This is a genomic window from Aquamicrobium ahrensii (assembly GCF_040545755.1).
Lineage (GTDB): Bacteria > Pseudomonadota > Alphaproteobacteria > Rhizobiales > Rhizobiaceae > Mesorhizobium > Mesorhizobium ahrensii.
The window spans coordinates 26,137-51,226 of the sequence record NZ_JBEPMN010000010.1; the positions used below are offsets into that span (position 1 = coordinate 26,137).

Sequence of the window (25,090 nt, forward strand, 5' to 3'; positions counted from 1 at the left end):
GTAAACGTCAAAATTTTCGGCGGCTGTCCCCGAACCGGCGGCAATTAAGCAAAAGATTGTCTCCAAATGGTGACGGTTCGCTCAAGCGCCGCTCGCGGCTGCGGCGGCCGGCTCCCGGGTTTCGCCCGCCGACGCCCTTTGGTTGCGTTTCGTCCACACATCGCGCCAGTCGCGGCTCTGCATTTCGATGAGGCGCGAGGCGGTGCGGTCGAATTCGAAGGCTTCGACGCCCTTGCGTCCGACATAAAGGCCGGTGGGCGGCGCGTCGGCGCTCAGCACCAGCCGCAGTTGCTGGTCATAGATCACGTCGATCAGCAGGATGAAGCGCTTGGCCTCGTTGCGGCGGCTTTCGTCGAGCACCGGCACGTGGTCGATGAATATGGTGGAGTAATGCGAGGCGATGGCGAGAAAATCACGCGCGCCGAGTGGCTTTTCGCACAGGTCGGCGAAGCTGAAGCGGGCGGCGTCACCGGCCGAGCGGGGCACGGGTATGATGCGGCTCTTCACCGTGATGCTGGACGGCGCGGTCGCGTGACCTTCGGTCATCGCTTCCCAGGCGGCGTCGAGCGCGGTGTCGGCGGCCGCATCGGCCGGGGTGATGTAGACCGGCAGGCTGTTCAGCTTCTCCAGCCGGTAGTCGGTGTCGATGTCGAGGTTCAGCACCTCGGCATGGCGTTCCAGCACGGCGATGAAGGGCAGGAAAAGCTGGCGGTTGAGGCCGTTGTGGTAGAGATTGCGCGGGGCCACGTTCGAGGTCGCCACCAGCACCACGCCATTGTCGAACAAGGCCGCGAACAGCCTCGACAGGATCATCGCGTCGGCGATGTCGGTGACGGCGAACTCATCGAAGCAGAGCACCCAGGCCTCTGCGGCCAGCGCGCGCGCCACCGGCGGAATGGGATCGTCTTCACTGACGCTGCCCTCCTTGCGCGCCTGCCGGTGCTTCTGGATGCGATCATGCACATCGGCCATGAAGTCGTTGAAATGGGCCCGGCGCTTGGCGCGTGCCGGGACCATTTCGAAAAACATGTCCATCAGCATTGTCTTGCCGCGACCGACGCCGCCATAAATGTAGAGGCCGCGCACTTCAGTTTTCTTTTCGCGCTTGCGGGCGAACAGCCAGCCGAGCGCGCTGGATTTTCTGGTGAGCCGTTTTGCGGCGATCTCGTCGATCAGATCATCGAGCCGGTCGGCGATGGCGAGTTGCGCCTCGTCGCGGCGCACCGCGCCGGTTTCGACACGGTGCAGATAGCTCTGCCTGACGGTCGCGCGCGTCTGGATACCGTCACGCAGATGCATTGTGATGTGGCCCTGCGGATAGCTCTAGCGGGTCAGCGAGATGGGCATGCCATTGGAGGTCTGACCCTCGAAACGGCCGCCGCCCGACGAAAAGAGGCGCGCCAGAGAGCCGCCGTCCTGATCGTAGAGGGTAAGCTGCTTGCCGGCCACGTTCCATGACTTCACGCTATCGACCGGAGCCGGGCAGCGCAGCGGGCCGGCCCGGTAGCCCTGGCCGAACTTGGTCTGCGGCGTCGCCACCTTGCAGCTCTGGCCGCTGACATTGACGGTCCACACGCCGGCGACGCTGGCGGGCGTCAGGTCCGTCGCCGTCGCAGGCGCGCCGCCATCCGGCGGCAGGGACGCCATCTGCTGGTCCTGCTGGGGTGCGACGGGGAACTGCGAGGGGTCGGTCGGAGCGCCGGGGCCCGTGGGCGGGGGAAGCTGATTGGAGGAAATGGTGCCCGAAGGCGAAGCCTGAAGCGGCTCGGGGCGGGTATTGTCCATGGAGGAGAAGCGCGAACTCGTGCACCCGCTCGCCAGAAGTGCAGCGCCGATCGCCGCAACCGCGCCCGTTCTCAAAAATGCCATACCAACCTCCGCGGGCCTGACCGGCGCCGTCACAAAATACGCCCCTACCAATTCGGTGAAGGTGGCAGAATTTCAACGCCATATGGTTAAAATACAGTTTGTGTCAGTGATTGTTGTATTTTTGCAACGTCATTAGCCGCCAAAGCGGGCATATCTATGGCCTGTCGCCCCGTATATCCATGCCCTGCCGGTTTGTGCGAACCGGATCGCCCGGCCGCCCCCAAAGGCTGGTCCGCACTGGTAATTCACGCCCGTTTCCGCCATATAGCGGGCTAAAGCAGGCCTTCCGAACGCAGAAACCGTTTTTCCCCGGAAAGGCCGATCAATTTCAAGGCTCACAGGCGGCGCGCAACACGACGCCTGCAAGGCAAGCTGGAAACGAAACGGAAATGGCAGCTCCGGCTCCCTTCGCCAGGATGAACGGCATCGGCAACGAGATCATCGTCGCTGACATGCGCGGCCGCGCCGACCAGGTTTCGCCGCAGGCGGCGCTGGCGCTGGCCGCCGATCCGGCCACGCATTTCGACCAGATCATGGCCGTTCATGACGCCCGCACGCCGGGCACGGACAATTTCATCGAGATCCTGAATGCCGACGGTTCGTTCGCGCAGGCCTGCGGCAACGGCACGCGTTGCGTGGTGCAGGCGCTGGCGGCGGAAACGGGCAAGAGCGTGTTCACCTTCGAGACCGTGGCCGGCGTCCTCAATGCGCGCAAGCACGAGGATGGGCTGATCTCCGTCGACATGGGCCGGCCTCGCTTCGGCTGGCAGGAAATACCGCTGGCGGAAGAGTTCCGCGACACGCGCATGATCGAATTGCAGGTCGGGCCGATCGACGCGCCTGTGCTGCATTCGCCGTCCGCCCTCTCCATGGGCAATCCGCACGTCATCTTCTGGGTGGACAAGGATGTATGGTCCTATGAGCTCGACCGTTTCGGGCCGCTGCTGGAAAACCATCCGCTGTTTCCCGAGCGCGCCAACATCACCATCGCGCAGCTGACCGGGCCGGATCATCTGACGATCCGCACCTGGGAGCGCGGCGCTGGTCTGACAAGGGCTTGCGGCTCGGCCGCCTGCGCCGCCGCCGTGGCCGCCGCGCGAATCCGCCGCACCGGACGCAGCGTTTCGCTGACGGCGCCGGGCGGCCCGCTCCACGTCGAATGGCGCGGCGACGATCATGTCGTTCTGACGGGCGCCGCCGAATGGGAGTTCTCCGGCACGTTCGATCCTGCGACGGGCGCATGGCGGCGCGATGAAGAGAGCGCGGCCTGATGAGCGACGGCGACGCCATACAGAGGGAAAAGGGCATCGAGGTGGTCACCTTCGGGTGCCGGCTGAACACCTATGAATCCGAAGTGATGCGCCGCGAGGCCTCGGCTGCGGGGCTCGGCGAGCTTGCCGGCGGCGCGATCATCTTCAACACCTGCGCGGTGACGGCGGAAGCGGTGCGGCAGGCCAAGCAGTCGATCCGCAAGGCGCGCCGCGAAAACCCTGATGCGCGCATCATCGTCACCGGCTGCGCGGCGCAGACCGGGCCGCAGGATTTCGTCGCCATGGACGAGGTGGACCTCGTTCTCGGCAACGAGGAGAAGCTGAAAAGCCATTCCTATCGCGCCCTTCCTGATTTTGGCGTCAACCTGTTCGAGAAGGCGCGTGTCAACGACATCTTCTCGGTGCGTGAGACGGCCTCGCATATGGTCGACGCCATCGAGGGGCGGGCCCGCGCCTTCGTGCAGGTGCAGAACGGCTGCGATCATCGCTGCACCTTCTGCATCATCCCGTATGGACGCGGCAATTCCCGTTCCGTGCCGATGGGCGCGGTGGTGGAGCAGGTGAAGCGGCTGGCCGGCAATGGCTACGCCGAAGTGGTGCTGTCGGGCGTCGACATGACCAGCTATGGCGGCGACCTGCCGGGTGCGCCTAAGCTCGGGCGGCTGGTGAAGGCCATTCTGCGTGAAGCGCCCGATGTGAAGCGGCTGCGCCTGTCTTCAATAGATTCCATCGAGGCAGATGATGAATTGCTGGACGCCATCGCCACGGACAAGCGGCTGATGCCGCATCTGCATCTGTCTTTGCAGGCCGGCGACGACCTGACGCTCAAGCGCATGAAGCGGCGGCATCTGCGCGCCGATTCCATCCGCTTTTGCGCCGAGGTGCGCAAGCTGCGTCCCGAAATCGTGTTCGGGGCGGACATCATCGCCGGTTTCCCGACCGAGACCGAGGACATGTTCCAGCGCTCCCTCGACATCGTGGGGGAATGCGGCCTCACTCATCTGCATGTCTTCCCCTTCAGCCCGCGCGAGGGCACGCCGGCGGCGCGCATGCCGCAGGTGCGGCGCGAGGTGGTGAAAGAGCGGGCGGCGCGACTGCGGGCCGCCGGCGAGGCGGCCTATCGACGCCATCTGGATTCGCTTGCCGGCACCGCTCAATCAATCCTGATCGAGCGCGACGGGATCGGTCGCACGGAAGGTTTCACCCTTGCCGCCATCAACGCCGGCCAGCCGGGCGAGATCATCGAGGCGGTGGTGACCGGCAATGACGGCGCGCAGCTTCAGGCAGTTGCGCTGGCTGCACGCGCGGCCTGAGACAGGAAACAGCATGGCGTTCGACTTCATCAAGAAGGTCTTTTCCTTCGGCAGGAAGGAAGCGGTCGAGGAAAAACCCGACGAGGCGGCACCGCTTCCGCCGCTGAACTTCGACGCGCTGAAGCCGGCGGAGGAGGGGAAGAGCGAGTCTGCGCCTTCCGAACCGGCACCGGAAATCCAGCCGCAACCCGTACCGGAAACGCAGCCCGCTCCGCCACCGGAACAGCCGGTAACGCCGGAGCCTCAACCGCAAGAATCTCCGGCAAAACCGCAGGAGATTCCTCCGGAACCGGTCGGGCCGGAACCCGAGCCGGCCAAACCCGAACCACCGGAAGTTCCCCCGGCACCTGCGCACCGGCCCGAGAAGCCGGAGATTCCCGCGCCCGCGCCGGAGTTGCCGAAGCCGCCGGCGGAAGTTCCCGCACCATCGCCGCAGGAAGAGCCTGCCGCACCGCCGGTCGAGATACCGGCCGAGCCTGAGCAGGTTCCGGCCGAAGTGCCGGGGGAAGCGCCGCCCTCCACCTCCCTCTTGAGGGAAGGTGATGCCGAAGACGCGGATACCCCGGCGGAAGCGCTTGCGCCCGACACCTCCCACGAGGAGGAGAGTGAGCCGGCCGCGATTGATGAGATCGGGCAGGACATACCGGCTGCACCGGCAGGGGCCATCCAGCCGCAGGTGGAACTTGAGCCGGCCGCTATCACGCAGCCGCCTGTCGAAATCGTCTCCGACCCGAAGCCCGCCGCCGGCAAGGTGACGGTGACGAAGAAGGTCGAGGAGAAGGCGGAAGCGCAGCCCGCGCCCGCCGAAGCCCCGAGGAAGTCCTGGTTCCAGCGCATGAGGGAGGGGCTGGCCCGCTCCTCGCGCGAGCTTTCCGGCAACATTGCCGGCGTCTTCACCAAGCGCAAGCTGGACGAGGAGACGCTTCAGGACCTGGAGGATGTATTGATCCGTGCCGATCTCGGCGTCGAAACGGCGCTACGCGTCACCGATGCGCTGGCGGCCAGCCGCTACGGCAAGGATGTCTCCGACGCGGAAGTGCGCGCCGTTATGGCGACGGAAGTGGAGAAGGTGCTGGGTCCGGTGGCGAAGCCGCTGGAGCTCGATCTTTCACACAAACCGCATGTCATCCTCGTTGTCGGCGTCAACGGCACAGGCAAGACCACGACCATCGGCAAGCTTGCCGCCAAGCTTACCGAAGGCGGGCTTTCGGTCATGCTGGCGGCCGGCGACACGTTCAGGGCCGCAGCCATCGAGCAGCTCAAGATCTGGGGCGAACGCACCAAATCCCCAGTGATCGCGACAAAGCTCGGCGCCGACGCCGCCGGTCTCGCCTACGACGCCTTCGAGCAGGCGAAGGCGGCCGGCTCCGACGTGCTGATCGTCGATACGGCCGGCCGTCTTCAGAACAAGGCCGAGCTGATGGCCGAGCTGGAAAAGATCGTGCGCGTGCTTGGCAAGCTCGATCCGGAAGCGCCGCACACGGTGTTGCAGACGGTTGACGCAACCACCGGCCAGAACGCGCTCAACCAGGTCGAGATCTTCCGCAACGTGGCCGGCGTCAACGGGCTGGTGATGACCAAGCTGGACGGCACGGCGCGAGGCGGTATCCTTGTCGCCATAGCCGCCAGGCACAAGCTTCCGGTCTATTTCATCGGGGTCGGCGAAGGTGTCGAAGATCTCGAACCGTTCTCGGCCGGCGATTTCGCCAAGGCCATCGCCGGAACGGGATGAGGCGCGGTAGCGCGCGTGAACGTGCAAGCGATTTGACAGATAGCGAGCCCAAATGAACCAGCCCCTATTCGAGCGTGACCCTTCCGAAACCCGCAATCGGGCTAAGGAAGGCGTCAACCCCCTGCTCAAGCTGGCGCTGGAGCTGGGGCCGTTGATGGTGTTCTTCTTCGCCAATTCGCGCGGCGAATGGCTGGCGCAGAAATTCCCGGTTCTGGCCGAATTCGGCGGGCCGATCTTCATCGCCACCGGCCTGTTCATGGGGGCGACGGCGCTGGCGCTGGCCATTTCATGGCTGCTCACCCGCACCCTGCCGATCATGCCGTTGGTGTCGGGGGCCGTGGTGCTCGTGTTCGGCGCGCTGACGCTCTATTTGCAGGATGAGCTGTTCATCAAGATGAAGCCGACCATCGTCAACACGCTGTTCGGCGCGGCGCTGCTTGGCGGGCTGGCCTTCGGCAAGTCGCTGCTCGGCTATGTGTTCGATTCCGCCTTCCGCCTCGACGCCGAGGGTTGGCGCAAGCTCACCTTGCGCTGGGGCGTGTTCTTCCTGTTCCTCGCCGTGGTCAACGAAATCGTGTGGCGCTTGTTTTCGACCGATTTCTGGGTGGCGTTCAAGGTCTGGGGCATCATGCCCATCACCATCGCCTTCACCATGAGCCAGATGCCGCTCATCATGCGCCATTCGCTCGACGAGCCGTCGGGCAAGAAATAAGCCGGCTACGGCTGCGCGGCCAGAGCCTTTTCGATCTCGGGCATGAGTTTGCCCGCCAACGAGGCGGGGGTGAGCGGGCCGACATGCTTGTAGGCGATGCGGCCGTCCTTGCCGACAAGGAAGGTTTCCGGAACCCCGTAGACGCCCCAGTCGATGCCGGCGCGGCCGTTGTCGTCGGCGCCTATGGCGGTGTAGGGGTTGCCGAGTTCGGTCAGGAACCGCAACGCATTGGCCGGCTTGTCCTTGTAATTGAGGCCGGTGACCGCGAAGCGGCCGTCGCGTCCAAGCTCCATCATCACCGGATGTTCGTCACGGCAGGGCACGCACCATGAGGCGAAGACGTTGACCAGCGTCACCTTTCCGGCGAACGCATCGGAGTCCAGGCCCGGCAGGTTCGCTCCGGCCAGAGGCGGAAGCCGGGTGGCGGGCGCAGGCTCGCCAATCAGGGCCGACGGGATTTCGGAAATGTCGCGGCCGGACAGCAACTGCATCAGAAAGACGCCGCACAGGGCAAGGAACAGGCCGAGCGGCAGCAGAAGAAACAGCCGCCGCGAGGCTGCTCCGGGCGCTTTTCCGCTCATGGCTTCGCGGCCTTGCGGGCGGAGCGACGGCGCACGCCGGCGGCTTCCAGTTCGGCAAGCTCCCGGCGGCGGGCGCGCTGGTCCAGCAATATCCACCCGATCAGGCATCCCAGCACCAGAACGGCGATCCCGTAGGCGGCCGCGACATAAAGATCGTGCGTGGTCACGGCCGCGTCTCCTGCGTCCGGTCGCCTGTCAAGGATGGCTCGTTCAGGGTCGCCATGGCTTTCCTTGCAGCATGTCGCAATATTCAGGCGGCCTTGCGGCTGCGCCACTTGTTCGTTGGACAAGGTTTAGCGTTCCGGTTTCCACCATGCAATCAGTCGCCGCTGCGACGTAACGCCAGCGCCGCGCCCAGCGGCCCGATGACGGCGAGGAACAGCGTCAGCGCGACCAGGATCAGGAAAGGTTGCAGGAAGGGGGCAGGGTCACCCGTCGCGCCATAGCTTGCCGAGACGCCGAAGATCAGCGCCGGAATGGTCAGCGGCAGCACGAGGATCGAGATCAGCAGGCCGCCGCGCGGCAGGGCGACGGCGACGGCTGCGCCCGCAGCGCCGACGAAGGTGATGGCCGGCGTGCCGGCGAGCAGGGTCAGCGCCGTCGCCCCGATCGCCAGCGGCTCCATGTTCATGAACAGCCCGAGCAGGGGGGAGGCTATCACCAGCGGCAGCACCGCACCGGTCCAGTGAGCGAGGCATTTGACCAGCACGGTCAGGGCCAGCATATGGCGATCCGCCTCCAGCACCAGAAGGTCGAGCGAGCCGTCCTCACGGTCGGCCTGAAACAGCCGGTCGAGGGCGAGCAGCGAGGCCAGCAGCGCGCCGATCCACAGGATCGCCGGGCCGATGCGGGCAAGCAGGTTGAGGTCGGGGCCGACGCCGAAGGGTATGGTGGCGATGACGGCGAGGAAGAAGATGATTCCGGTCAGCGCTCCACCGCCGACACGCATGGAAAGGCGCAGGTCGCGCAGGAAAAGAGCCCACATTATCGTGCTTCCCCGCTGAAGCCGGCGAAAGTCTCAGCCACGCAATGCGTCTCCCATGCGCAGTTCCCTCGCCGCGATGCCGAGCGGCAGATGTGTCGCGGCGACGATGATGCCACCTTCGGCAAGATGCTGGTCCATCATTTCGGACAGCCGCGCCTCCGACGCCTTGTCGAGGCCCGCGGTCGGTTCGTCAAGCAGCCAGACCGGCCGATGGCTGACGAGCAGCCGGGCAAGGGCCGCGCGCCGCTTCTGGCCGGTGGAAAGATAGCCGAAAGGCAGGTGCCCGATATGGCCGAGGCCCACCTCTTCCAGCGCCTCGGCGACGCCGAGCGCGGGTTCGCCGGCGAATCGCCGCCAGAAGTCGAGGTTCTCGTTCACCGTCAGCGCCGTCTTCATCGCGTTGAGATGACCGACATAGTGGCAGGCCGCGGCCGGCGTCGGCCAGTCCTCGCTGCCGCCTTCCAGCCGGACCTCGCCGTCGGCGGCGGGCAGCAGACCGGCGACGACCCGCAGCAGCGTCGACTTGCCCGATCCGTTGGGGCCGGTCACGATCAGCGCCTCACCGTCTTCCAGCGCAAAGCCGATATTGGCGAAAACCGGCTCGCCGCCGCGTTCTCCACCCAGCTTGTCGGCGATCAGCCGCATTGGACCTCCTTTTGCCGTTTCCACGTCGCGCCGCATCACGCTGCGGCAAAATTGCCCAAACACCGTCTAGAACTATTCCAGAATATTCTCTATATGCAGCTTACCAACCCCAGCGGTCGGGGAAGGCAAACCATATTGCGCCGAACCGGTGCGCGAGCCGCCTTGAACGGCCCGAGCGCTTGGGAGCGGACAGCGGAAATGGCCGTACCCGCACCTTTGCGCGTGATGAGCATGCCATCGGAGTCCGTTCCCCATCAGGCTGAACTGACTTTAGGATGGGATCGCACGTGTCCAAATCTCTCGATAGCTTCAACTGCCGCCGCACGTTGACCGCTGGCGGCTCCGAATATGTTTACTACGATCTGGTCGAGGCCGAGAAGAACGGCCTTGCCGGTATTTCCAGACTTCCCTACTCGATGAAAGTGCTGCTGGAAAACCTGCTGCGCAACGAGGACGGGCGTTCGGTCACCAAGGAATCGATCCAGGCCGTCGCCAGCTGGCTCGCTGACAAGGGCTCCGCCGGCGTCGAAATCGCCTATCGTCCCGCCCGCGTGCTGATGCAGGACTTCACCGGGGTTCCGGCTGTCGTCGACCTCGCGGCCATGCGCGACGGCATCGCCTCCCTCGGCGGCGACCCGCAGAAGATCAATCCGCTGGTGCCCGTCGATCTGGTCATCGACCACTCGGTCATCGTCGATGAGTTCGGCACGCCGATGGCCTTCGCCCGCAACGTCGAGCTGGAATATGAGCGCAACGAAGAGCGCTACAAGTTCCTGAAATGGGGCCAGCAGGCGTTCGACAATTTCCGCGTCGTGCCGCCCGGCACCGGCATCTGCCATCAGGTGAACCTCGAATATCTCGGCCAGGTCGTCTGGACGAAGGATGAGGACGGCGCCACGACCGCCTATCCCGACACCTGCGTCGGCACCGACTCCCACACCACCATGATCAACGGCCTCGGCGTTCTGGGCTGGGGCGTGGGCGGCATCGAGGCCGAGGCGGCCATGCTCGGCCAGCCGGTCTCCATGCTCCTGCCGGAGGTGATCGGCTTCCGCCTCACCGGCAAGGTTCGCGAAGGCGTGACCGCCACCGACCTCGTGCTCACCGTCACCCAGATGCTGCGCAAGAAGGGTGTTGTCGGCAAGTTCGTGGAGTTCTTCGGACCCGGCCTCTCCAACATGACGCTGGCCGACCGCGCCACCATCGCCAATATGGGACCCGAATATGGCGCGACCTGCGGGTTCTTCCCCGTGGACAGCGAGACCATCCGCTACATGACGACGTCCAGCCGCTCGGACGAGCGCATCGCGCTGGTCGAGGCCTATTCGAAGGCGCAAGGCATGTGGCGCGACGACAGCTCGGCCGATCCGGTGTTCACCGACACGCTGGAGCTCGACCTCGGCACGGTGGTGCCTTCCATGGCCGGTCCCAAGCGCCCCGAGGGTCGTGTCGCGCTGGAGGAAATTCCCGCCGGCTTCGTCAAGGCGATGGAGACCGAGTACAAGAAGATCGCCGAAATCTCCAGGCGCTATGCGGTCGAAGGTACGGACTATGACCTCGGCCATGGCGACGTGGTCATCGCGGCCATCACCTCCTGCACCAACACCTCCAACCCGTCGGTGCTGATCGGGGCGGGCCTGCTCGCCCGCAACGCCAACCGCCTCGGCCTCAAGCAGAAGCCATGGGTGAAGACCTCGCTGGCTCCCGGATCGCAGGTCGTCGCCGAATATCTGGAGAAATCGGGGCTGCAGAAGGAACTGGACCAGATCGGTTTCAATCTGGTCGGCTTCGGTTGCACCACCTGCATCGGCAATTCCGGTCCGCTGCCGGCGCCGATCTCCAAGACCATCAACGACAAGGGTCTGATCGCGGCGGCCGTTCTTTCCGGCAACCGCAACTTCGAAGGCCGCGTCTCTCCCGACGTGCAGGCGAACTATCTCGCCTCGCCGCCGCTGGTGGTCGCGCATGCGCTGGCCGGCACCGTCACCATGGACCTGACCAAGGAGCCGCTGGGCGAAGATCGCGAGGGCAACCCCGTCTATCTGCGCGACATCTGGCCGACCTCCGTCGAAATCCAGGAGTTCATCGAGAAGAACGTCACCCGCGAGCTGTTCGCCCGCAAATATGCCGACGTCTTCAAGGGCGACGAGAACTGGCAGAAGGTGCAGGCCCCGAGCGGCCAGACCTACGCATGGGACGACAAGTCGACCTATGTGCAGAACCCGCCTTATTTCGCGGGCATGGGCAAGGGTGTTGGCAAGATCTCCGACATCAGGGGCGCGCGCATCTTGGGCCTGTTTGGCGACAAGATCACCACCGACCACATCTCGCCGGCCGGCTCGATCAAGGCCGCTTCACCGGCGGGCAAATACCTGCTCGACAATGGCGTGAACGTCGCCGACTTCAACCAGTACGGCACGCGCCGCGGAAATCACGAGGTGATGATGCGCGGCACCTTCGCCAATATCCGCATCCGCAATCACATGCTGGGTGAGAACGGCAGGGAAGGCGGCTACACGATCCACTATCCTTCCAAGGAAGAGATGTCGATCTACGACGCCGCCATGGAGTACAAGAAGGACGGCGTGCCGCTGGTGGTCTTCGCCGGCGTCGAATACGGCAACGGTTCGTCCCGCGACTGGGCGGCCAAGGGCACCAACCTGCTCGGCGTTCGCGCCGTGATCGCCCAGTCCTTCGAGCGTATCCACCGTTCCAATCTGGTCGGCATGGGCGTCATCCCCTTCGTGTTCGAGGAGGGGACTTCCTGGGCCTCGCTCAACCTCAAGGGCGACGAAACGGTCGAGATCGACGGGGTCGAGACCATCAGGCCGCGCCAGAAGATGGTGGCCCGGGTCACCTATGCCGACGGTTCGGTAAAGGAGGTTCCGATCCTGTGCCGCATCGATACGGTGGATGAGCTGGACTACTACAAGAACGGCGGCATCCTGCAGTATGTGTTGCGCGATCTCGCCGCTTAATCAGGCGTAGCCGCCACAGTCGAAAGGCCGCCGGCGTCGTGCCGGCGGCCTTTCACATTCGGCGGGTGTTTTCTCACCGCAACGTGACTTTCCGTTGAGCGCGGCATCTGCCAAACAGGTCGGCAAACAAAACCAGGCCGGGCAAGCCGGCGGATTCGGAAATCGCCATGCCAATCGGAACATCGTTGCGGCTTAGCCTCGTTGCGCTCGCGCTGTTGCTGGCTGGCGGACCGGCTGTCGCAGCCGGGGCGGAGCCCATGGGCGAGACGCCGACGGGGGTGGTCGAACTGTTCACCAGCCAGGGCTGCAATTCCTGCCCGCCGGCGGACAGGCTCTTCACCGAACTGGCTGGCAAGGACGATGTTGTCGCGCTAGCCTATCATGTCGACTACTGGGATTATCTCGGCTGGCACGACACGCTGAGCAGCAAGGCCAATACCGAGCGTCAATACGCCTATATGCGCGCCTTCGGGGGGCGTTCCATCTATACGCCGCAGGCGGTCATCAACGGCCGCGCCCACGTCAACGGCGCCAGTCGCGCGGCGGTGGACGGCACGCTTTCCATGCTGAAATCGTCCGGTAACGGCCTGCTGGTGCCGATCAGGGTCATGCGCGAGGGAGATGGCGTGATCATCGAGACCGGTGACGCCGACCCCGGCGCCGATCTGCCTGAGAGCGCGCATGTCGTTCTCGCCTATTTCGAGCCGCCCCGGACGGTTGAAATCGGGCGCGGTCGCAATCGCGGCCGGCAGATGACCTACTGGAATGCTGTTTCGTCCATGCAGACGGCCGGGATGTGGCACGGCAAGGCGCAGCGCTACGAATTGCCGGCAAGCGAAGTGATGAAGAAGGGCGGCTGCGCGGTGCTGCTGCAATCTGTGACCGGAGACGGCCTGCCGGGGCCGATCATCGGGGCGGCGTTCGTCAATCGAACGACGCCATAAATCACAACGATTTCAGGAGCTTGAAAATAAAGGAGGCTTGCCTCCATGCCGAGGTTGGTTCGATCCGACTCAGGCCCGTGGGCGGGGGGCTTGGGGGTTACGAGCCAGTGCCGGACCGAACCGTCTCAGGCAACGAGGGTAGAGTCGTTTCACAATGGGGCGGGAGCGCGGATAAAAAATGGCAAAAATGTGTCGGCGGATCACCAATTTCAACACGCATTCACAAATGTAAGCCGCCGCCTACCTATGCTTTTGCGCATCTGCCCGAAAAAGGGGCAGGCGTCCTTTCAAGCGCCCAAGGGACGATCTGACACCTCAAATCTGCGCATCGTGCTTTCCGAAAGTCGATTGCGGCCTTCGGGCCGATGCTGAAGCCGGCGTACTTGCAATTGTTGCCGGAAAGGGCGAACCTGTTCGCGTGGCTGTTGCATTTGCAAGGATTTCGGCATGAGCGAAGGCGGCGCAGGCGCGGGAGAAGGAGACGCATCCGCAATACTTGTCCCGCTCCACGAGGCGCGCCGCGAGTGTCTCGGCATGCCGGTGGCTTTCGACCGCCGGGAACTCGACCTGATCCTGCGGCTCTATGGGCGCATGGTCGCGGCCAACGAGTGGAAGGATTACGCCATCGATCATCTGGAGGACCGGGCGGTGTTCTCGGTCTACCGGCGCGCCAGCGAGGTGCCGCTGTTCCAGATCGTCAAGGATCCGAAGCTGGCGAAGCGTCAGGGCGCTTTTTCGGTGGTGGCCGCGGGCGGGCGCATCCTCAAGCGTGGACACGAGTTGGCGCGAGTCCTGAACATCTTCGACAACAGGCTGAAGCTGGTGAAGGCGTAGCGGCCTTCGCTGGAGCGGTTCTGGTTTTCACAGCAGCGGCAGAACCGCTCTGTCTCTTTATTTTAGCCGCATTTCCGGACGCAACACCGCTTCACATTTTTGCTGGAAACGCTCTATTCCCCTGCCGGGGAGCGCGTGGGTCTCGGCTCAGCCGTCCTTCAGGGCCCTTTCCGGCCATGAGTTGGGGTCCGGCGGTTGGTTCGCGCCGCCATTCATCTCAAGCTGCATGAAGGTGGTGTCCAGCCAGCGTCCGTGCTTGTAGCCGGACCCTTCCAGCTTGCCGGTATGGCGGAATCCCAGCTTCTCGTGCAGGCGCACGGAAGGGCTGCCTGGCGTTCCATCGCCGATCACGGCGACAAACTGTCGGAAACCCAGTCTGCGCACCTCCTCGATCAATTCCTGCATCAGGGCCATGCCGATGCCACGCCCCTTGGCTTCCGGAGCGAGATAGATCGAATCCTCGACGATGAAGCGATAGGCGGGCCGCGCCCGGAAGGGGCCGGCATAGGCATAGCCGAGCACGCCGCCGTCTTCGTTCGTGGCGACCAGCCAGGGGTAGCCTTTCGCGCGCAGTCCGTCATAGCGGCTATGCATCTCGTCGAGCGACGGTGGCTCCAGTTCGTAGGTGGCGGCGCCGTTGAGCACGGCGTCGCGGTAGATTTCCGTAATGCGGGGAAGATCGGCCTCGGTCGCCGCGCGTATCATGGGGTGGCCTGTCGCGTTGGGTATGTTCGCCGATCTATAGCGCTGCGAAGGCGCAAATGAAAAGGGCGGCCCTGAAGCCGCCCTTTCGTTTCATCCGTTCCAGCCGGTTCAGCGGCGGTCGCCCATGAACTGGAGCAGGAACATGAACAGGTTGATGAAGTCGAGATAGAGCGTCAGTGCGCCCATGATCGACTTGCGGCCGGCCACTTCGGCGTCGTCGGACTCGTAGTACATCTCCTTGATCTTCTGGGTGTCGTAGGCGGTGAGGCCTGCGAAGATCAGAACGCCGATGGCCGAGACCGCGAAGGACAGGGCCGACGACTGCAGGAAGATGTTGATGACCATCGCGATGATCAGACCGAACAGGCCCATGATCAGGAACGAGCCGATGGCCGTCAGGTCACGCTTGGTGGTGTAGCCGTAGAGCGACAGCGCACCGAAGGCGGCGGCCGTGGCGAAGAAGGTCTGGGTGATCGAGGCGCTGGTGTAGACTAGGAAGATCGACGACAGCGACAGGCCGACCAGGCCCGCATAGACCCAGAACGTGGTCTGCGCCGCGCTGACGCTCATCGACTGCACGCGGAACGACAGGAAGAACACCGCCGCCAGCGGAGCCAGAATCACCACCCACTTGAGCGGCGAGGCGAAGATGGCATAGCCGAAGGAAGTCAGCATCTGGCCGCTCGGCAGCGTGGCGACCGCTGCGGCCGGATTGTTGGTGGTGGCCAGCATGATCGTGGCGACGGCTGCGAGGCCGGTGATCAGGAGGCCAAGGCCCATCAGATTGTAGACGCGCAGCATGTAAGCGCGCAGGCCCTCATCGATGGCCATGTCGGCGCGGCCATACGGGGCCGTGCGCGTCTGGTAGTTGTGAAGGGGGTCAGCCATTGAAGTCCTCTGTTGCTTCTTGCCCCGTCGGGGTCGGGCGCGTGCCCAGGCGCCGCTGGCGGGGCCTCCAGCATGCCTGCCCCGAAATATGAGGGTTATTCCCATCGGGAACAAGACCCGTAACGGCACGAAATCGTTCGTGAGCTTGAAAAATCGCGTAAATTTGATGCCGGTGGCGGCCAAGGTTAACGCAAATTAATCAAACAGACCGGACAAATCTCCGATCCTTGCCTTTCACAGGTTGCGAAGAACGGGGGCGGCCTTGTGGCCCAGCACCCGCCATGTGCCGACAAGCCCGATGCCGACGGTCAGCACCAGCGCCAGCACGATGGTCCCGAGCGCAACTTCGGCTGAGAACTGCGAAGGCAGGGTCATGATGCGGGTGACGACATACCACGCAGCCACGCCGCCGGCGGCCAGCGCGAAGATGGCGGTGGCGAGGCCGAGCAGCATATATTCCAGCGCATAGGCGGAGATCAGCGTGCGACGCGTGGCGCCAAGCGTCTTCAGCACCACCGCGTCATGGATGCGGGCGCGGTTGCCGGCGGCCAGCGCGCCGGCCAGCACCAGCACCGAGGAAATCAGCGCCACGCCGGCGGCGGCGCGGATCGCCGTGCCGAGTTCGCCGACGAGCTGGTTGACGATATCGAGCGCGTCCTTGACGCGCACCGTGGTCACCGCAGGAAAGGCGCGGGTGACGGCGTTGAGGATGCGGGCGTCGTCGGCGACGGTCGCCGTTCCGTCGGAAACCGTCGCCAGCCAGCTATGCGGCGCGCCGGCGAAGGTGTTGGGCGAGAACACCATGACGAAATTGATGCCGAGCGTTTCCCACTGCACCTGCCGGAAATTGGCGATGCGCGCCGTGACGTTGCGCCCGAGCACATTGACCGTCACCGTGTCGCCAAGGGCGAGGCCGAGTTCCCCCGCTTCCTTGTCCGAGAAGGAGACCAGCGGTTCGCCGGAATAATCCTGCGGCCACCAGCTTCCCCCCGTGAGCGAGGAATTGCGCGGCTGCTCGGCCTCATAGGTAAGGCCACGATCGCCGCGCAGCACCCATGCGCCGGCTGGCGGAATCTCCAGCTCCCGCACATCGACGCCATTGAGCGCGATGACACGGCCACGCAGCATCGGCACCTTGACCAGCGTTCCCTGCGGCGATTCCTGTTCGATGAGCGAGGAAAACGCATCGACGTCAGCCGCCTGGATGTCGACGAAGAAGAAGTTCGGCGCTTTCTCCGGGAGGCTGTCGGAAATCTGCCGGCGCAGGTTGCCGTCGATCAGCGCGAGTGTGACCAGCAGCGTCAGCCCGAGGCCCAGCGCCAGCACCACGGATGGGGTGAGCGCGCCGGGTCTATGGATGTTGCCGACCGCCAGCCGGAGCGCCGTCGAGTTGAGGCGCGGGGCTTTTCTCGCCAGCCATTGCACGAAAAGGGCCACGAGCCGCAGCACGAGAAAGGACAGCACCGCAGCGCCGACGAAGGTGACGGCGATGCGGCGGTCATGCGCAGTGAAGATTGCCAGCGCCGCCAGGACAAGAGCGATGCCGACAGCGGTCGCGATGTAGACGAAGCGGGGACGGCCACGGCCCTCGAAGCCGAGTTCGCGGAACAGCGCGGTTGCCGGCACGTCGCGGGCGCGGCCGAGCGGCAGGATCGCGAAGGCGAGCGTGACGAGGATGCCGAATGCGGCGGCCAGCCCCAGCGCCGCCGGGTAGATGCCCGCCTCGGCCGGCACCGGGATGATCGCCTGTAGTGCGCCCGAGGCGGCGAAGGGCATGAGAATGGCCAGCGCCAGCCCCACGGCGATGCCGATTGCGGCGATCAGCAGGGTCTGCACCAGATAGACGGTGAAGACGAAGCCGCCCGATGCGCCGAGGCTTTTGAAGGAGGCGATGACGCCGCGCTTGCCATCGAGATAGGCGCGCACGGCATTGGCGACGCCGACGCCGCCGACAACAAGCGAGGTGAGGCCGACCAGAGTGAGGAACTGCGAAAACCGCTCGATATTGGCCGAGAGCGCCGGCGCGGCGTTGGAGCGGGTGCGGATCGACCAGCCGGCCTCGGGCAAAGCCTCGCGCGCCTGCGCCTCGATCTGAGCGATGCGGGCGTCGCCGGCTCCGGGCTCCAGCCGCAGCTTGTAGGAATGTTCCACCAGACTTCCGGCGACGATGAGGCCGGAAGCACGCAGGCCCTCCACGGACACCAGCAGGCGGGGCGCGAAACCGAAGCCTTCCGAAACGGCGTCAGGTTCGCTCACCAGTTCGGCGCGAAGCTCGAAGCTGGCGTTGCCGAGCATGATCCGGTCGCCGACCTTGAGGCCGAGGCGTTCGAACAGCAGTTCGGGCGCGGCCGCACCGAAGCTGCCGGCCTTTTCATCAAAAAGTTCGTCATGCGTCAGCGCCGGTTCGGTGTCCAGCGCGCCATAGAGCGGATAGGCGTCGTCCACGGCCTTGACCTCGACCAGAGCCTGATCGGAGCCATCGGGCAGGCGGGCCATGGAGCGCATGCTGGCGCTGTGCGACAACTCGCCCTTGGCGTGCAGGAAGGCGAGTTCCGCCGCATCCGCCTCGCGTTGGTTGAGGCGGAATCGCAAATCGCCGCCGAGCAGCGGCTGGCCTTGCGCGGCCACGCCTTCGCTGATCGAGCGGGCGACGGAATTGACGCCGCCTATCGCCGCGACGCCGAGCGCGATGCAGGCGAGGAAGATGGCGAAGCCGGACAGGCCGCCGCGCATTTCGCGCAGGGCGAAGCGGAAGGCAAGCGCGAGTTGTCGGGGCATTTTCATCACGCGATGGCCGTTTCCACCAACGCCGGCTCCGTCTCGATGCGGCCGGAGCGCATGGCGATGCGGCGCGAGCAGCGCGCGGCCAGCGCCGGATCATGGGTCACCAGCACCAGCGTCATGCCACGCTCGGCGGCCTTGGAAAACAACAGGTCGGCGATCTGCCTGCCTGTCGCCTGGTCGAGATTGCCGGTCGGTTCGTCGGCGATCAGGATGGGCGGGGAGGGAGCGAGCGCACGGGCGATGGCCACGCGCTGCTGCTCGCCGCCGGAAAGCTCGCCCGGATAGTGGGTCAGGCGCTCGCTGAGGCCCACGGCCGCCAGTTCCTGCCGGGCTGTCCCGAAGGGATCGGGGTGGCCGGCCAGTTCCAGAGGCACCGCCACGTTTTCCAGCGCGGTCATATTGGGGATGAGGTGGAAGGACTGGAAGACGATGCCGATATTGCGGCCCCGGAAAGCGGCGATCTCATCCTCGCTCCTGCCGTTCAGCGTCAAGCCGGCGATGCTCACGCGCCCGTCATCGACGCGCTCCAGACCGGCCAGAACCATCAGCAGCGTGGATTTGCCCGAACCGGAGGGGCCAACGATACCGGCGATCTCGCCCTGCCGGACAGTGAGATCTATGCCTTTCAGCACATGCACGGAGGACGCGCCTTCGCCCAGCGTCAGCGATACGTTTTCCAGTTCGATGACGGCTTTTGTCAAAATGGATTGATCCTATATGGAAGGCAGGCGCACGCCCGTGTGCGGAAACTCCACGGACATATGGGGGCAAAAGCATGGCTTTCAAATACAAGTTTTTGTGCCCTGCCGTGCTTTGGAGCGTCATGCTTCTGGGTGCGATGTTTGCGCCCGCCGCGCCTGCGCGCGCGGAGCCCGTGCAGATCGTCGGCTTCGGCGACAGCCTGATGGCCGGCTTCGGGCTGGGGCCGGGCGAGGGCTTCACCGAACAGTTGCAGGACGCGCTGCGGGCGAAGGGCCATGATGTTGTGGTCGCCAACGCCGGCGTTTCCGGCGACACGACCAGCGGCGGGCTTGCGCGCCTCGACTGGTCGGTGCCGGACGGGACCGATCTGGTCATCGTCGAGCTTGGCGCCAACGACATGCTGCGCGGCATCGACCCGGCTATCGTGGAGAAGAACCTGGACGAGATGATTTCGCGGCTCAAGGCGCGGGGCGTCGACGTGCTTCTGGCCGGCATGCTGGCCGCGCCCAATCTCGGCCACGCCTATGGAGAGGCGTTCGGATCGCTCTATCCGCGACTGGCGCAGAAGCACGGCGTCGTCCTCTATCCCTTTTTCCTCGACGGCGTGGCCGCCGAGAAGGACCTCCTGAGCGAAGACGGGATGCATCCCAGCGTGGACGGAATCCGCACGATCGTGGACCGGATTGCACCGGCCGTGGAGCAGGCGATCGCGGCCCTGCCGAAAGGATGACCGGAGCATGACGCTTTCCCCAGCGGAAATATGCGTTGTGGAACATTTGGCTTGCCCAGCCGTCATATCGATGATTCGCTGCTGATCGAGAGTTTCGATTCGAGGACAGGAGGCTTCGCCATGCCGCGTCTTTTCACCGCCCTCGAAATTCCGCGCGACGCCGCGCTATCGCTCTCTCTGTTGCGGGGCGGCCTTCCCGGCGCCCGGTGGATCGATGTCGAGAATTATCACATCACGCTGCGCTTCATCGGTGACGTGGAGGGCCATGTGGCCGACGACATCGCCGATGCGCTGGACAGGATTCGCAGGCCGTCCTTCACGCTGGCGCTGGCCGGCGTCGGCGCCTTCGGTCAGAAGAAGCCGCATTCGGTCTGGGCGGGCGTGACCGCTTCGCCGGACCTTGGGGCGCTTCAGGCCGAGATCGACCGCATCTGCCAGCGTCTCGGCATCGGGGCCGATCCGCGCAAGTTCACGCCGCATGTCACGCTGGCCAGACTGCGCAACGCCCATCCAGCCGATGTTGCGCGATATCTGTCGGCGCGCGGCAATTTCGCCGCAGCGCCCTTCAAGGTCGGCCGTTTCGTGCTGATGTCGTCGCGCGATTCGGTGGGTGGCGGGCCCTATATCGTCGAGGAGGCCTGGCCGCTGGCGGGCAACTATCCGACTAGCCGGTCCGACAATGCTTCCGACGCCTCGCGGATCATGCGGTAGACCTTCTCGAAGCCATCCGCCCCGCCGTAATAGGGGTCGGGGACGTCGCGCGCGGTTCCGAGCGCATAGCCGAGATAGAGATGGATGCGGTCCCGCGCGCTTTCCGGCGCTGCGCGGCGCAGATCCTGCACGTTGGAGCGATCCATGCCGAGGATGAGATCGAACCGGGTGAAATCCGGTATGTCGACCTTGCGTGCCGACTGGCCGGAAATGTCAACGCCATAACGGGCGGCGACCGCAACGGAACGCGGATCGGGCGGCGAGCCGGCATGCCAGCCGCCGGTTCCGGCCGAATCGAGCAGGAAATGATGCGAAAGCTGCTTTTCCGCTGCCACTGCTGCGAAGACCCCTTGCGCCAGCGGCGAACGGCAGATGTTGCCAAGACACACGAACAGGATCGAGTTTTTGGGTTTGGCGTCCATGAAGGCGGGCCCTATGTTCTGTTCCGTGCAGCCGATAACATGGAGGCGAGCCATGGCAAGAGAGAAACTCCCACGCGATGACGTCGATGCGGCCCTTGGGGAGCATCCCGACTGGAAGCTGACCGAAGACGGGATCGCCATCGAACGGCGTTTCGTCTTCCGTAATTTTTCCGAGGCTTTCGCCTTCATGACGCGGGTGGCGATGGTTGCCGAAAAGATGAATCACCATCCGGAATGGTCGAATGTCTACAAGACGGTCGAGGTCAGGCTGACGACGCATGATGCGGGCGGATTGACCGAACTCGATTTCGACTTCGCCCGGCATATCGACCGGCTTCTCGCAAGTTGACGCGTTTGAAATCTCGCAGCGCAAATCTTGCAGGAAAAAGCGCGCGTCACCACATAGCGGCCAAGGCGTGCATCGTGCACGCCGGCGCAAGGAGGCACTGACACATGGCTGAAAGGACCGATTTCGATCTCTTCGGCTTTGCAGGCAAGGTTGGCGGGGAAAAGGAAGTGCGCGAAAAGTTCTGGCGCACCGCCCGCAAGGCTGCGCGCCACATGCCCTTCATGGAAGATGTGGTAGCCGCCTATTATTGCGTTCTCGATAACAAGACGCCGCTGAGGGCGAAGGGCATTTTGTTGGCGGCGCTCGGCTACTTCGTGTTGCCGACCGATGCTATTCCCGATTTCATTTTTGGACTCGGCTTTACGGACGATATCGCCGTGCTGAGCGCGGCGATCGCCGCGGTTCGCGCGCACATCACGCCCGCCCACAAGGCTGCTGCGAGAGAAGCGCTTTCCCAGGACAACTGATCGGCCCAGGACAACTGATCGGCGGCCATATCGCCGGGTTGACCGCCGATTTGGCGGAAAGTCAAATTCTTGCCTTTTTCCTCCATTCCAAGTCCCCCGCAGGGACATCGCGCCCGAGTCTGTAAACATGAATTTGCAGGCGAAAGCGCGGAGATGGCGGCGGTTTCTATAGCGGGAGCCTTTTTTTGACGGTCTTCACGCTTTGGTAACCCAGATTAAATCAAATTGAAGGGATCGGGCAGGACGAGACGCCGGCCTGCTCCCGCACCGTTTGGAATATGGGAATCACAATGCGCCGATTGATTGCTACAGTTTCTGGTCTGATCATGCTCGCCACCGCTTCGCCGGCACTGGCGCAGCAGGCGACCAAGATTGGCCAGCACAATGCATGGGGCACCTACAGCTACCAGGCTTCGGGCGGCAAGGTGTGCTACGTGCTGACCGTTCCGACCGACAAGCAGCCGACCACGCTCAACCATGGCGATATGTTCTTCTTCGTCTCGCAGCGTCCGGGCCAGCAGGTCTCCTATGAACCGCAGTTCATTGCCGGATATGATTTCCAGGCCAACTCAAAGGTCACGGTGACGGTGGGCGACAAGTCCTTCAGCATGTTCACTCGCGGCAAGTCGGCCTGGGTCGAGAATGCGGCCGATGAGCCGCAACTGATTACAGCGATGCGTGGTGGGGCCGACATGAAGGTGCAGGCCAAATCCGGCCGCGGCAACACAACCAGCTATGTATTCTCGCTGAAGGGCATCACGGCCGCGCTCAATTCCATTTCGAGCTGCAAGTAAGCCTCCATCTGCAAGGCAAATTCAGGCCGGGCCGTCGGGTCCGGCCTTTTGCGTTCGGGATAGAGCATGTCGCCCGAAAGTGGGAACCGGTTTCGGGGCGACGACATGCGTAAGAACAAGTACTTCAAGCGTGGGAGCGAATCTGAAAGATAGCGACACGCTTTAGAGGCCATGACTCCGGGTCAAACTTGTGCTATCGGGCCCCTTTCACCCACATCCGCTGCTGAAATCGGCCGCAAACCGCTTATATTGGGCCAGCCATGAGCCTCTCACTCGATCTCACCCCCGCCGGCGCACGCGCTGCGCCGCGCATTCGCCCCGCGCCGGAGAAGCCGTCTCTGATCGGCCTCACGCGCGAGGAAATGGCCGAGGCGCTGGTCGGGTCCGGCATCGTGTCGCAAAAGCAGGCGAAGATGCGCGTCAGCCAGCTCTGGCACTGGCTTTATGTGCGCGGCGTTTCCGACTTCGCGCAGATGTTCAACATCTCCAAGGACCTGCGCGCGGCGCTCGACCGCGCCTTCGCCATCGCGCGCCCTGAAGTCGTCGAGGAGCAGATTTCCAATGACGGCACGCGCAAATGGCTGTTCCGCTTTCCGCCGCGCGGCGCGGGCCGGCCGGTCGAGATCGAGACCGTCTATATCCCGGAAGAGGGGCGGGGCACATTGTGCATTTCCAGCCAGGTCGGCTGCACGCTCACCTGCTCCTTCTGCCACACCGGCACGCAGAAGCTGGTCCGCAACCTGACGGCGGAAGAAATCCTGGCGCAATTGCTGACCGCCCGCGACCGGCTGGGCGATTTCCCGGACACCGACACGCCTGCGGGCGCCATCGTGCCCGCGGAAGGACGCAAGGTCTCCAACATCGTCATGATGGGCATGGGTGAGCCGCTCTACAATTTCGAGGCGGTCAAGAAAGCGCTGCTGATCGCCTCCGACGGCGACGGGCTGTCTCTGTCGAAGCGCCGCATCACGCTTTCCACCTCGGGCGTCGTGCCGGAAATCTACCGGACAGGCGAGGAGATCGGCGTCATGCTGGCGATATCGCTGCACGCCGTGAACGACGATCTGCGCGACCTTCTGGTGCCGATCAACAAGAAATATCCGCTGGAACAGCTCATGAAGGCCTGCCGCGAATATCCGGGCCTGTCCAATGCGCGCCGCATCACCTTCGAATATGTGATGCTGAAGGACGTCAATGACAGTCTCGAAGACGCCAGGCAGATGGTGAAGCTGCTCCGGGGCATTCCGGCCAAGATCAACCTCATTCCGTTCAATCCCTGGCCGGGCACCAACTATCAGTGCTCGGACTGGGAAACGATCGAGCGTTTCGCCGACTACATCAACGCCGCCGGCTACGCCTCGCCGATCCGCACCCCGCGCGGGCGTGACATTCTCGCCGCCTGCGGCCAGCTCAAATCGGAATCGGAGCGCATGCGCAAGAGCGACAGGCTGGCTCTGGAGGCGATGATGATCGCCGGGCACGGCGAGGCTTGAGCGGCGTTTTCGCCGTTCTCAGGCGTTTCGCCGTGGTTCTGGCGGGATACGCCGCCGCCTGCCTCGCAGCCAGCGCCTTCATTCATGTGCTTTTTTTTGGCTGGTCCGGTCTGGCGGAAGGGGAGACACTTCCGGCCCTCACCACGGGCATGGTGATTTCGGTGCCTTTGCTGGCGCTGGTCGTGGCCCATCTCAACTTCTGGCCGGCTGTCGCCGCCATCGCCATTGCGGAATTTCTCGGCAAGCGCGACTGGCTGTTCTATTCGCTGGCCGGCGGTTTCGTCGCGCTGGCTTTCGCCGGCCTGTTTTATCGCGATGTCGAGGGCGCATCCGGCCCGGGCGATACGGCGTTGCTGCTGGCCATGACCGGCAGCGGCATTGTCGGCGGTCTGGCCTACTGGCTGGTGGCCGGCATCTGGACGCCGAACTGGCGTGGCTCCGGCTCCGACAAGCTGCCGCCTATTTCGTCTGGGTCGTCAGGATCTTGAACGCGAAGGCCGAGAACACGCCGGCAAACAGATAATCCGTCAGCCGCGTGACGCGCGGGCTCTTCTTCAGCAACGCCGCCAGGCGATCCGCCGCGATCACCATGGGCACCGTGAAGGGCAGCGCAATCACGATGAACATCAGCCCCAGGAAGAAGAGCTTGCCCGGCGCATGTGGATCATGCGCGGAAACGAACTGCGGCAGGAACGTCATGAAGAACAGGATGATCTTGGGGTTCAGCAGGTTGATGCCCAGTCCGGTCGCCCAGTTGCGAGCCAGAGAATGCGTGCTGCGGCCGTTGAGTTCCGGCGAAAAGGCCGATCCATGGCGTATCGCCTGGATGGCCAGCCAGATCAGATAGAGCGCACCGACGATCTTGAGCACGAAGAACGCCTGTGGCGAAGCCAGGATCAGCGCCGACAGGCCGAGCGCGACAAGAGCCGTATGGAAGATGACGCCGGTCATCGCGCCCAGCATGCAGGCGAAACCCGCCGCCTTGCCCTGCGACAGGGCCCGGCCGACGAACAGGGTCATATCCGGCCCCGGGGTGATCGTCAGGACCACGGTGGCGATCGCGAATTGCACGAGCACGGCGGCGTCGGGGATGAAATTCATGGATGGGCCTGTTGATATCGCGCAAAAAGAACAAGGGCGCCGCACTGCGCGGCGCCCTCTTATAACCGATCTGCCGACGC

26 protein-coding genes are annotated in these 25,090 nt (G+C 64.3%); 14 read left to right on the forward strand and 12 right to left on the reverse strand.

Annotation, left to right across the window (positions count from 1 at the left end):
- Positions 1 to 81: 81 nt before the first annotated feature.
- Together zapE and ABID44_RS13010 are read right to left on the reverse strand one after the other, a co-directional pair.
- Positions 82 to 1,299 (reverse strand): cell division protein ZapE, encoded by a 1,218-nt coding sequence (zapE, locus tag ABID44_RS13005; RefSeq protein WP_354152142.1) that lies wholly within the window; start codon positions 1,297 to 1,299, stop codon positions 82 to 84.
- 24 nt (positions 1,300 to 1,323) lie between these two features.
- Positions 1,324 to 1,869, reverse strand: a complete 546-nt coding sequence (locus ABID44_RS13010) for a protease inhibitor Inh/omp19 family protein (protein ID WP_354152143.1) — start codon at positions 1,867 to 1,869, stop codon at positions 1,324 to 1,326.
- A 389-nt stretch (positions 1,870 to 2,258) separates the two neighbouring features.
- On the opposite strand from ABID44_RS13010, the gene dapF reads away from it, so the two are divergent.
- From dapF to ABID44_RS13030, 4 genes are read left to right on the forward strand one after another with little or no spacing between them, the layout of a single operon-like run.
- The gene (dapF, locus tag ABID44_RS13015) at positions 2,259 to 3,140 is read left to right on the forward strand and encodes a diaminopimelate epimerase (protein WP_354152144.1); all 882 of its coding nucleotides are present in this window, start codon (positions 2,259 to 2,261) and stop codon (positions 3,138 to 3,140) included.
- A complete protein-coding gene (gene mtaB, locus ABID44_RS13020) occupies positions 3,140 to 4,453 on the forward strand; it encodes a tRNA (N(6)-L-threonylcarbamoyladenosine(37)-C(2))-methylthiotransferase MtaB (protein WP_354152145.1) in 1,314 nt (437 codons plus the stop codon). The genes dapF and mtaB overlap by 1 nt, the downstream gene beginning before the upstream one ends.
- A gap of 13 nt (positions 4,454 to 4,466) precedes the next feature.
- Entirely contained in the window at positions 4,467 to 6,185 is a 1,719-nt protein-coding gene (ftsY, locus tag ABID44_RS13025; protein WP_354152146.1) for a signal recognition particle-docking protein FtsY, read from the forward strand.
- A 52-nt stretch (positions 6,186 to 6,237) separates the two neighbouring features.
- Complete coding sequence (locus tag ABID44_RS13030) at positions 6,238 to 6,897, forward strand: septation protein A (RefSeq protein WP_354152147.1); 660 nt, start codon at positions 6,238 to 6,240, stop codon at positions 6,895 to 6,897.
- A 5-nt stretch (positions 6,898 to 6,902) separates the two neighbouring features.
- Here ABID44_RS13030 and ABID44_RS13035 read toward each other — a convergent pair whose 3' ends face one another.
- The 4 genes from ABID44_RS13035 to ccmA all read right to left on the reverse strand — a co-directional run bounded on the left by ABID44_RS13035 (position 6,903) and on the right by ccmA (position 9,108).
- Complete coding sequence (locus ABID44_RS13035) at positions 6,903 to 7,478, reverse strand: DsbE family thiol:disulfide interchange protein (RefSeq protein WP_354152148.1); 576 nt, start codon at positions 7,476 to 7,478, stop codon at positions 6,903 to 6,905.
- On the reverse strand, positions 7,475 to 7,645 hold the full coding sequence (ccmD, locus tag ABID44_RS13040; protein WP_354152149.1) for a heme exporter protein CcmD: 171 nt from the start codon (positions 7,643 to 7,645) through the stop codon (positions 7,475 to 7,477). The genes ABID44_RS13035 and ccmD overlap by 4 nt, the downstream gene beginning before the upstream one ends.
- A 152-nt stretch (positions 7,646 to 7,797) precedes the next feature.
- Positions 7,798 to 8,463: a heme exporter protein CcmB gene (gene ccmB, locus ABID44_RS13045; protein ID WP_354152150.1), complete on the reverse strand. Its 666-nt coding sequence runs from the start codon at positions 8,461 to 8,463 to the stop codon at positions 7,798 to 7,800.
- 33 nt (positions 8,464 to 8,496) lie between these two features.
- On the reverse strand, positions 8,497 to 9,108 hold the full coding sequence (gene ccmA / locus ABID44_RS13050; RefSeq protein ID WP_354152151.1) for a heme ABC exporter ATP-binding protein CcmA: 612 nt from the start codon (positions 9,106 to 9,108) through the stop codon (positions 8,497 to 8,499).
- Between the two features lie 275 nt (positions 9,109 to 9,383).
- On the opposite strand from ccmA, the gene acnA reads away from it, so the two are divergent.
- The 3 genes from acnA (at position 9,384) to ABID44_RS13065 (ending at position 13,864) form a co-directional block, all read left to right on the forward strand.
- Positions 9,384 to 12,086, forward strand: coding sequence for an aconitate hydratase AcnA (gene acnA / locus ABID44_RS13055; RefSeq protein ID WP_354152152.1), 2,703 nt, complete (start codon positions 9,384 to 9,386; stop codon positions 12,084 to 12,086).
- Between the two features lie 167 nt (positions 12,087 to 12,253).
- Complete coding sequence (locus tag ABID44_RS13060; RefSeq protein WP_354152153.1) at positions 12,254 to 13,030, forward strand: DUF1223 domain-containing protein; 777 nt, start codon at positions 12,254 to 12,256, stop codon at positions 13,028 to 13,030.
- A gap of 447 nt (positions 13,031 to 13,477) precedes the next feature.
- Complete coding sequence (locus ABID44_RS13065; protein WP_354152154.1) at positions 13,478 to 13,864, forward strand: DUF2794 domain-containing protein; 387 nt, start codon at positions 13,478 to 13,480, stop codon at positions 13,862 to 13,864.
- Between the two features lie 147 nt (positions 13,865 to 14,011).
- On the opposite strand, the gene ABID44_RS13070 is transcribed toward ABID44_RS13065, so the two are convergent.
- The 4 genes from ABID44_RS13070 to ABID44_RS13085 all read right to left on the reverse strand — a co-directional run bounded on the left by ABID44_RS13070 (position 14,012) and on the right by ABID44_RS13085 (position 18,942).
- Positions 14,012 to 14,569: a GNAT family N-acetyltransferase gene (locus tag ABID44_RS13070; protein ID WP_354152155.1), complete on the reverse strand. Its 558-nt coding sequence runs from the start codon at positions 14,567 to 14,569 to the stop codon at positions 14,012 to 14,014.
- Positions 14,570 to 14,677: 108 nt separating this feature from the next.
- Complete coding sequence (locus tag ABID44_RS13075; RefSeq protein WP_354152156.1) at positions 14,678 to 15,457, reverse strand: Bax inhibitor-1/YccA family protein; 780 nt, start codon at positions 15,455 to 15,457, stop codon at positions 14,678 to 14,680.
- A gap of 234 nt (positions 15,458 to 15,691) precedes the next feature.
- Complete coding sequence (locus ABID44_RS13080) at positions 15,692 to 18,241, reverse strand: ABC transporter permease (RefSeq protein WP_354152157.1); 2,550 nt, start codon at positions 18,239 to 18,241, stop codon at positions 15,692 to 15,694.
- The gene (locus tag ABID44_RS13085; RefSeq protein WP_354152158.1) at positions 18,241 to 18,942 is read right to left on the reverse strand and encodes an ABC transporter ATP-binding protein; all 702 of its coding nucleotides are present in this window, start codon (positions 18,940 to 18,942) and stop codon (positions 18,241 to 18,243) included. Before ABID44_RS13085 ends, ABID44_RS13080 begins: the two co-directional genes overlap by 1 nt.
- 74 nt (positions 18,943 to 19,016) lie before the next feature.
- Between ABID44_RS13085 and ABID44_RS13090 the strand changes: the two genes are divergently transcribed.
- Complete coding sequence (locus ABID44_RS13090) at positions 19,017 to 19,673, forward strand: arylesterase (RefSeq protein WP_354152159.1); 657 nt, start codon at positions 19,017 to 19,019, stop codon at positions 19,671 to 19,673.
- 120 nt (positions 19,674 to 19,793) lie between these two features.
- Complete coding sequence (gene thpR / locus ABID44_RS13095; RefSeq protein ID WP_354152225.1) at positions 19,794 to 20,384, forward strand: RNA 2',3'-cyclic phosphodiesterase; 591 nt, start codon at positions 19,794 to 19,796, stop codon at positions 20,382 to 20,384.
- Here the strand turns inward: thpR and ABID44_RS13100 are convergent.
- Positions 20,330 to 20,806, reverse strand: a complete 477-nt coding sequence (locus ABID44_RS13100; RefSeq protein ID WP_354152226.1) for a low molecular weight protein-tyrosine-phosphatase — start codon at positions 20,804 to 20,806, stop codon at positions 20,330 to 20,332. The genes thpR and ABID44_RS13100 overlap by 55 nt on opposite strands.
- Before the next feature lie 52 nt (positions 20,807 to 20,858).
- On the opposite strand from ABID44_RS13100, the gene ABID44_RS13105 reads away from it, so the two are divergent.
- From ABID44_RS13105 to ABID44_RS13125, 5 genes are all read left to right on the forward strand, one after another.
- A complete protein-coding gene (locus tag ABID44_RS13105; protein ID WP_354152160.1) occupies positions 20,859 to 21,155 on the forward strand; it encodes a 4a-hydroxytetrahydrobiopterin dehydratase in 297 nt (98 codons plus the stop codon).
- 104 nt (positions 21,156 to 21,259) lie between these two features.
- Entirely contained in the window at positions 21,260 to 21,622 is a 363-nt protein-coding gene (locus ABID44_RS13110; protein ID WP_354152161.1) for a YkvA family protein, read from the forward strand.
- 290 nt (positions 21,623 to 21,912) lie between these two features.
- The gene (locus ABID44_RS13115; RefSeq protein WP_354152162.1) at positions 21,913 to 22,416 is read left to right on the forward strand and encodes an invasion associated locus B family protein; all 504 of its coding nucleotides are present in this window, start codon (positions 21,913 to 21,915) and stop codon (positions 22,414 to 22,416) included.
- Between the two features lie 260 nt (positions 22,417 to 22,676).
- A complete protein-coding gene (gene rlmN, locus ABID44_RS13120; RefSeq protein ID WP_354152163.1) occupies positions 22,677 to 23,909 on the forward strand; it encodes a dual-specificity RNA methyltransferase RlmN in 1,233 nt (410 codons plus the stop codon).
- Positions 23,906 to 24,397: a hypothetical protein gene (locus ABID44_RS13125; protein ID WP_354152164.1), complete on the forward strand. Its 492-nt coding sequence runs from the start codon at positions 23,906 to 23,908 to the stop codon at positions 24,395 to 24,397. Before rlmN ends, ABID44_RS13125 begins: the two co-directional genes overlap by 4 nt.
- Here ABID44_RS13125 and ABID44_RS13130 read toward each other — a convergent pair.
- Complete coding sequence (locus ABID44_RS13130) at positions 24,369 to 25,010, reverse strand: LysE family translocator (protein WP_354152165.1); 642 nt, start codon at positions 25,008 to 25,010, stop codon at positions 24,369 to 24,371. The two genes, ABID44_RS13125 and ABID44_RS13130, sit on opposite strands and share 29 nt — an antisense overlap.
- Between the last annotated feature and the right edge of the window lie 80 nt (positions 25,011 to 25,090).

Bases quoted from the DNA above. Each gene is read 5' to 3' on its own strand.
- zapE (WP_354152142.1), bottom strand. From the start codon at position 1,299: ATGCATCTGCGTGACGGTATCCAGACGCGCGCGACCGTCAGGCAGAGC.
- ABID44_RS13010 (WP_354152143.1), bottom strand. From the start codon at position 1,869: ATGGCATTTTTGAGAACGGGCGCGGTTGCGGCGATCGGCGCTGCACTT.
- dapF (WP_354152144.1), top strand. From the start codon at position 2,259: ATGGCAGCTCCGGCTCCCTTCGCCAGGATGAACGGCATCGGCAACGAG.
- mtaB (WP_354152145.1), top strand. From the start codon at position 3,140: ATGAGCGACGGCGACGCCATACAGAGGGAAAAGGGCATCGAGGTGGTC.
- ftsY (WP_354152146.1), top strand. From the start codon at position 4,467: ATGGCGTTCGACTTCATCAAGAAGGTCTTTTCCTTCGGCAGGAAGGAA.
- ABID44_RS13030 (WP_354152147.1), top strand. From the start codon at position 6,238: ATGAACCAGCCCCTATTCGAGCGTGACCCTTCCGAAACCCGCAATCGG.
- ABID44_RS13035 (WP_354152148.1), bottom strand. From the start codon at position 7,478: ATGAGCGGAAAAGCGCCCGGAGCAGCCTCGCGGCGGCTGTTTCTTCTG.
- ccmB (WP_354152150.1), bottom strand. From the start codon at position 8,463: ATGTGGGCTCTTTTCCTGCGCGACCTGCGCCTTTCCATGCGTGTCGGC.
- ccmA (WP_354152151.1), bottom strand. From the start codon at position 9,108: ATGCGGCTGATCGCCGACAAGCTGGGTGGAGAACGCGGCGGCGAGCCG.
- acnA (WP_354152152.1), top strand. From the start codon at position 9,384: ATGGGATCGCACGTGTCCAAATCTCTCGATAGCTTCAACTGCCGCCGC.
- ABID44_RS13060 (WP_354152153.1), top strand. From the start codon at position 12,254: ATGCCAATCGGAACATCGTTGCGGCTTAGCCTCGTTGCGCTCGCGCTG.
- ABID44_RS13065 (WP_354152154.1), top strand. From the start codon at position 13,478: ATGAGCGAAGGCGGCGCAGGCGCGGGAGAAGGAGACGCATCCGCAATA.
- ABID44_RS13070 (WP_354152155.1), bottom strand. From the start codon at position 14,569: ATGATACGCGCGGCGACCGAGGCCGATCTTCCCCGCATTACGGAAATC.
- ABID44_RS13075 (WP_354152156.1), bottom strand. From the start codon at position 15,457: ATGGCTGACCCCCTTCACAACTACCAGACGCGCACGGCCCCGTATGGC.
- ABID44_RS13080 (WP_354152157.1), bottom strand. From the start codon at position 18,241: ATGAAAATGCCCCGACAACTCGCGCTTGCCTTCCGCTTCGCCCTGCGC.
- ABID44_RS13090 (WP_354152159.1), top strand. From the start codon at position 19,017: ATGGCTTTCAAATACAAGTTTTTGTGCCCTGCCGTGCTTTGGAGCGTC.
- thpR (WP_354152225.1), top strand. From the start codon at position 19,794: ATGCCGCGTCTTTTCACCGCCCTCGAAATTCCGCGCGACGCCGCGCTA.
- ABID44_RS13100 (WP_354152226.1), bottom strand. From the start codon at position 20,806: ATGGACGCCAAACCCAAAAACTCGATCCTGTTCGTGTGTCTTGGCAAC.
- ABID44_RS13105 (WP_354152160.1), top strand. From the start codon at position 20,859: ATGGCAAGAGAGAAACTCCCACGCGATGACGTCGATGCGGCCCTTGGG.
- ABID44_RS13110 (WP_354152161.1), top strand. From the start codon at position 21,260: ATGGCTGAAAGGACCGATTTCGATCTCTTCGGCTTTGCAGGCAAGGTT.
- ABID44_RS13115 (WP_354152162.1), top strand. From the start codon at position 21,913: ATGCGCCGATTGATTGCTACAGTTTCTGGTCTGATCATGCTCGCCACC.
- rlmN (WP_354152163.1), top strand. From the start codon at position 22,677: ATGAGCCTCTCACTCGATCTCACCCCCGCCGGCGCACGCGCTGCGCCG.
- ABID44_RS13130 (WP_354152165.1), bottom strand. From the start codon at position 25,010: ATGAATTTCATCCCCGACGCCGCCGTGCTCGTGCAATTCGCGATCGCC.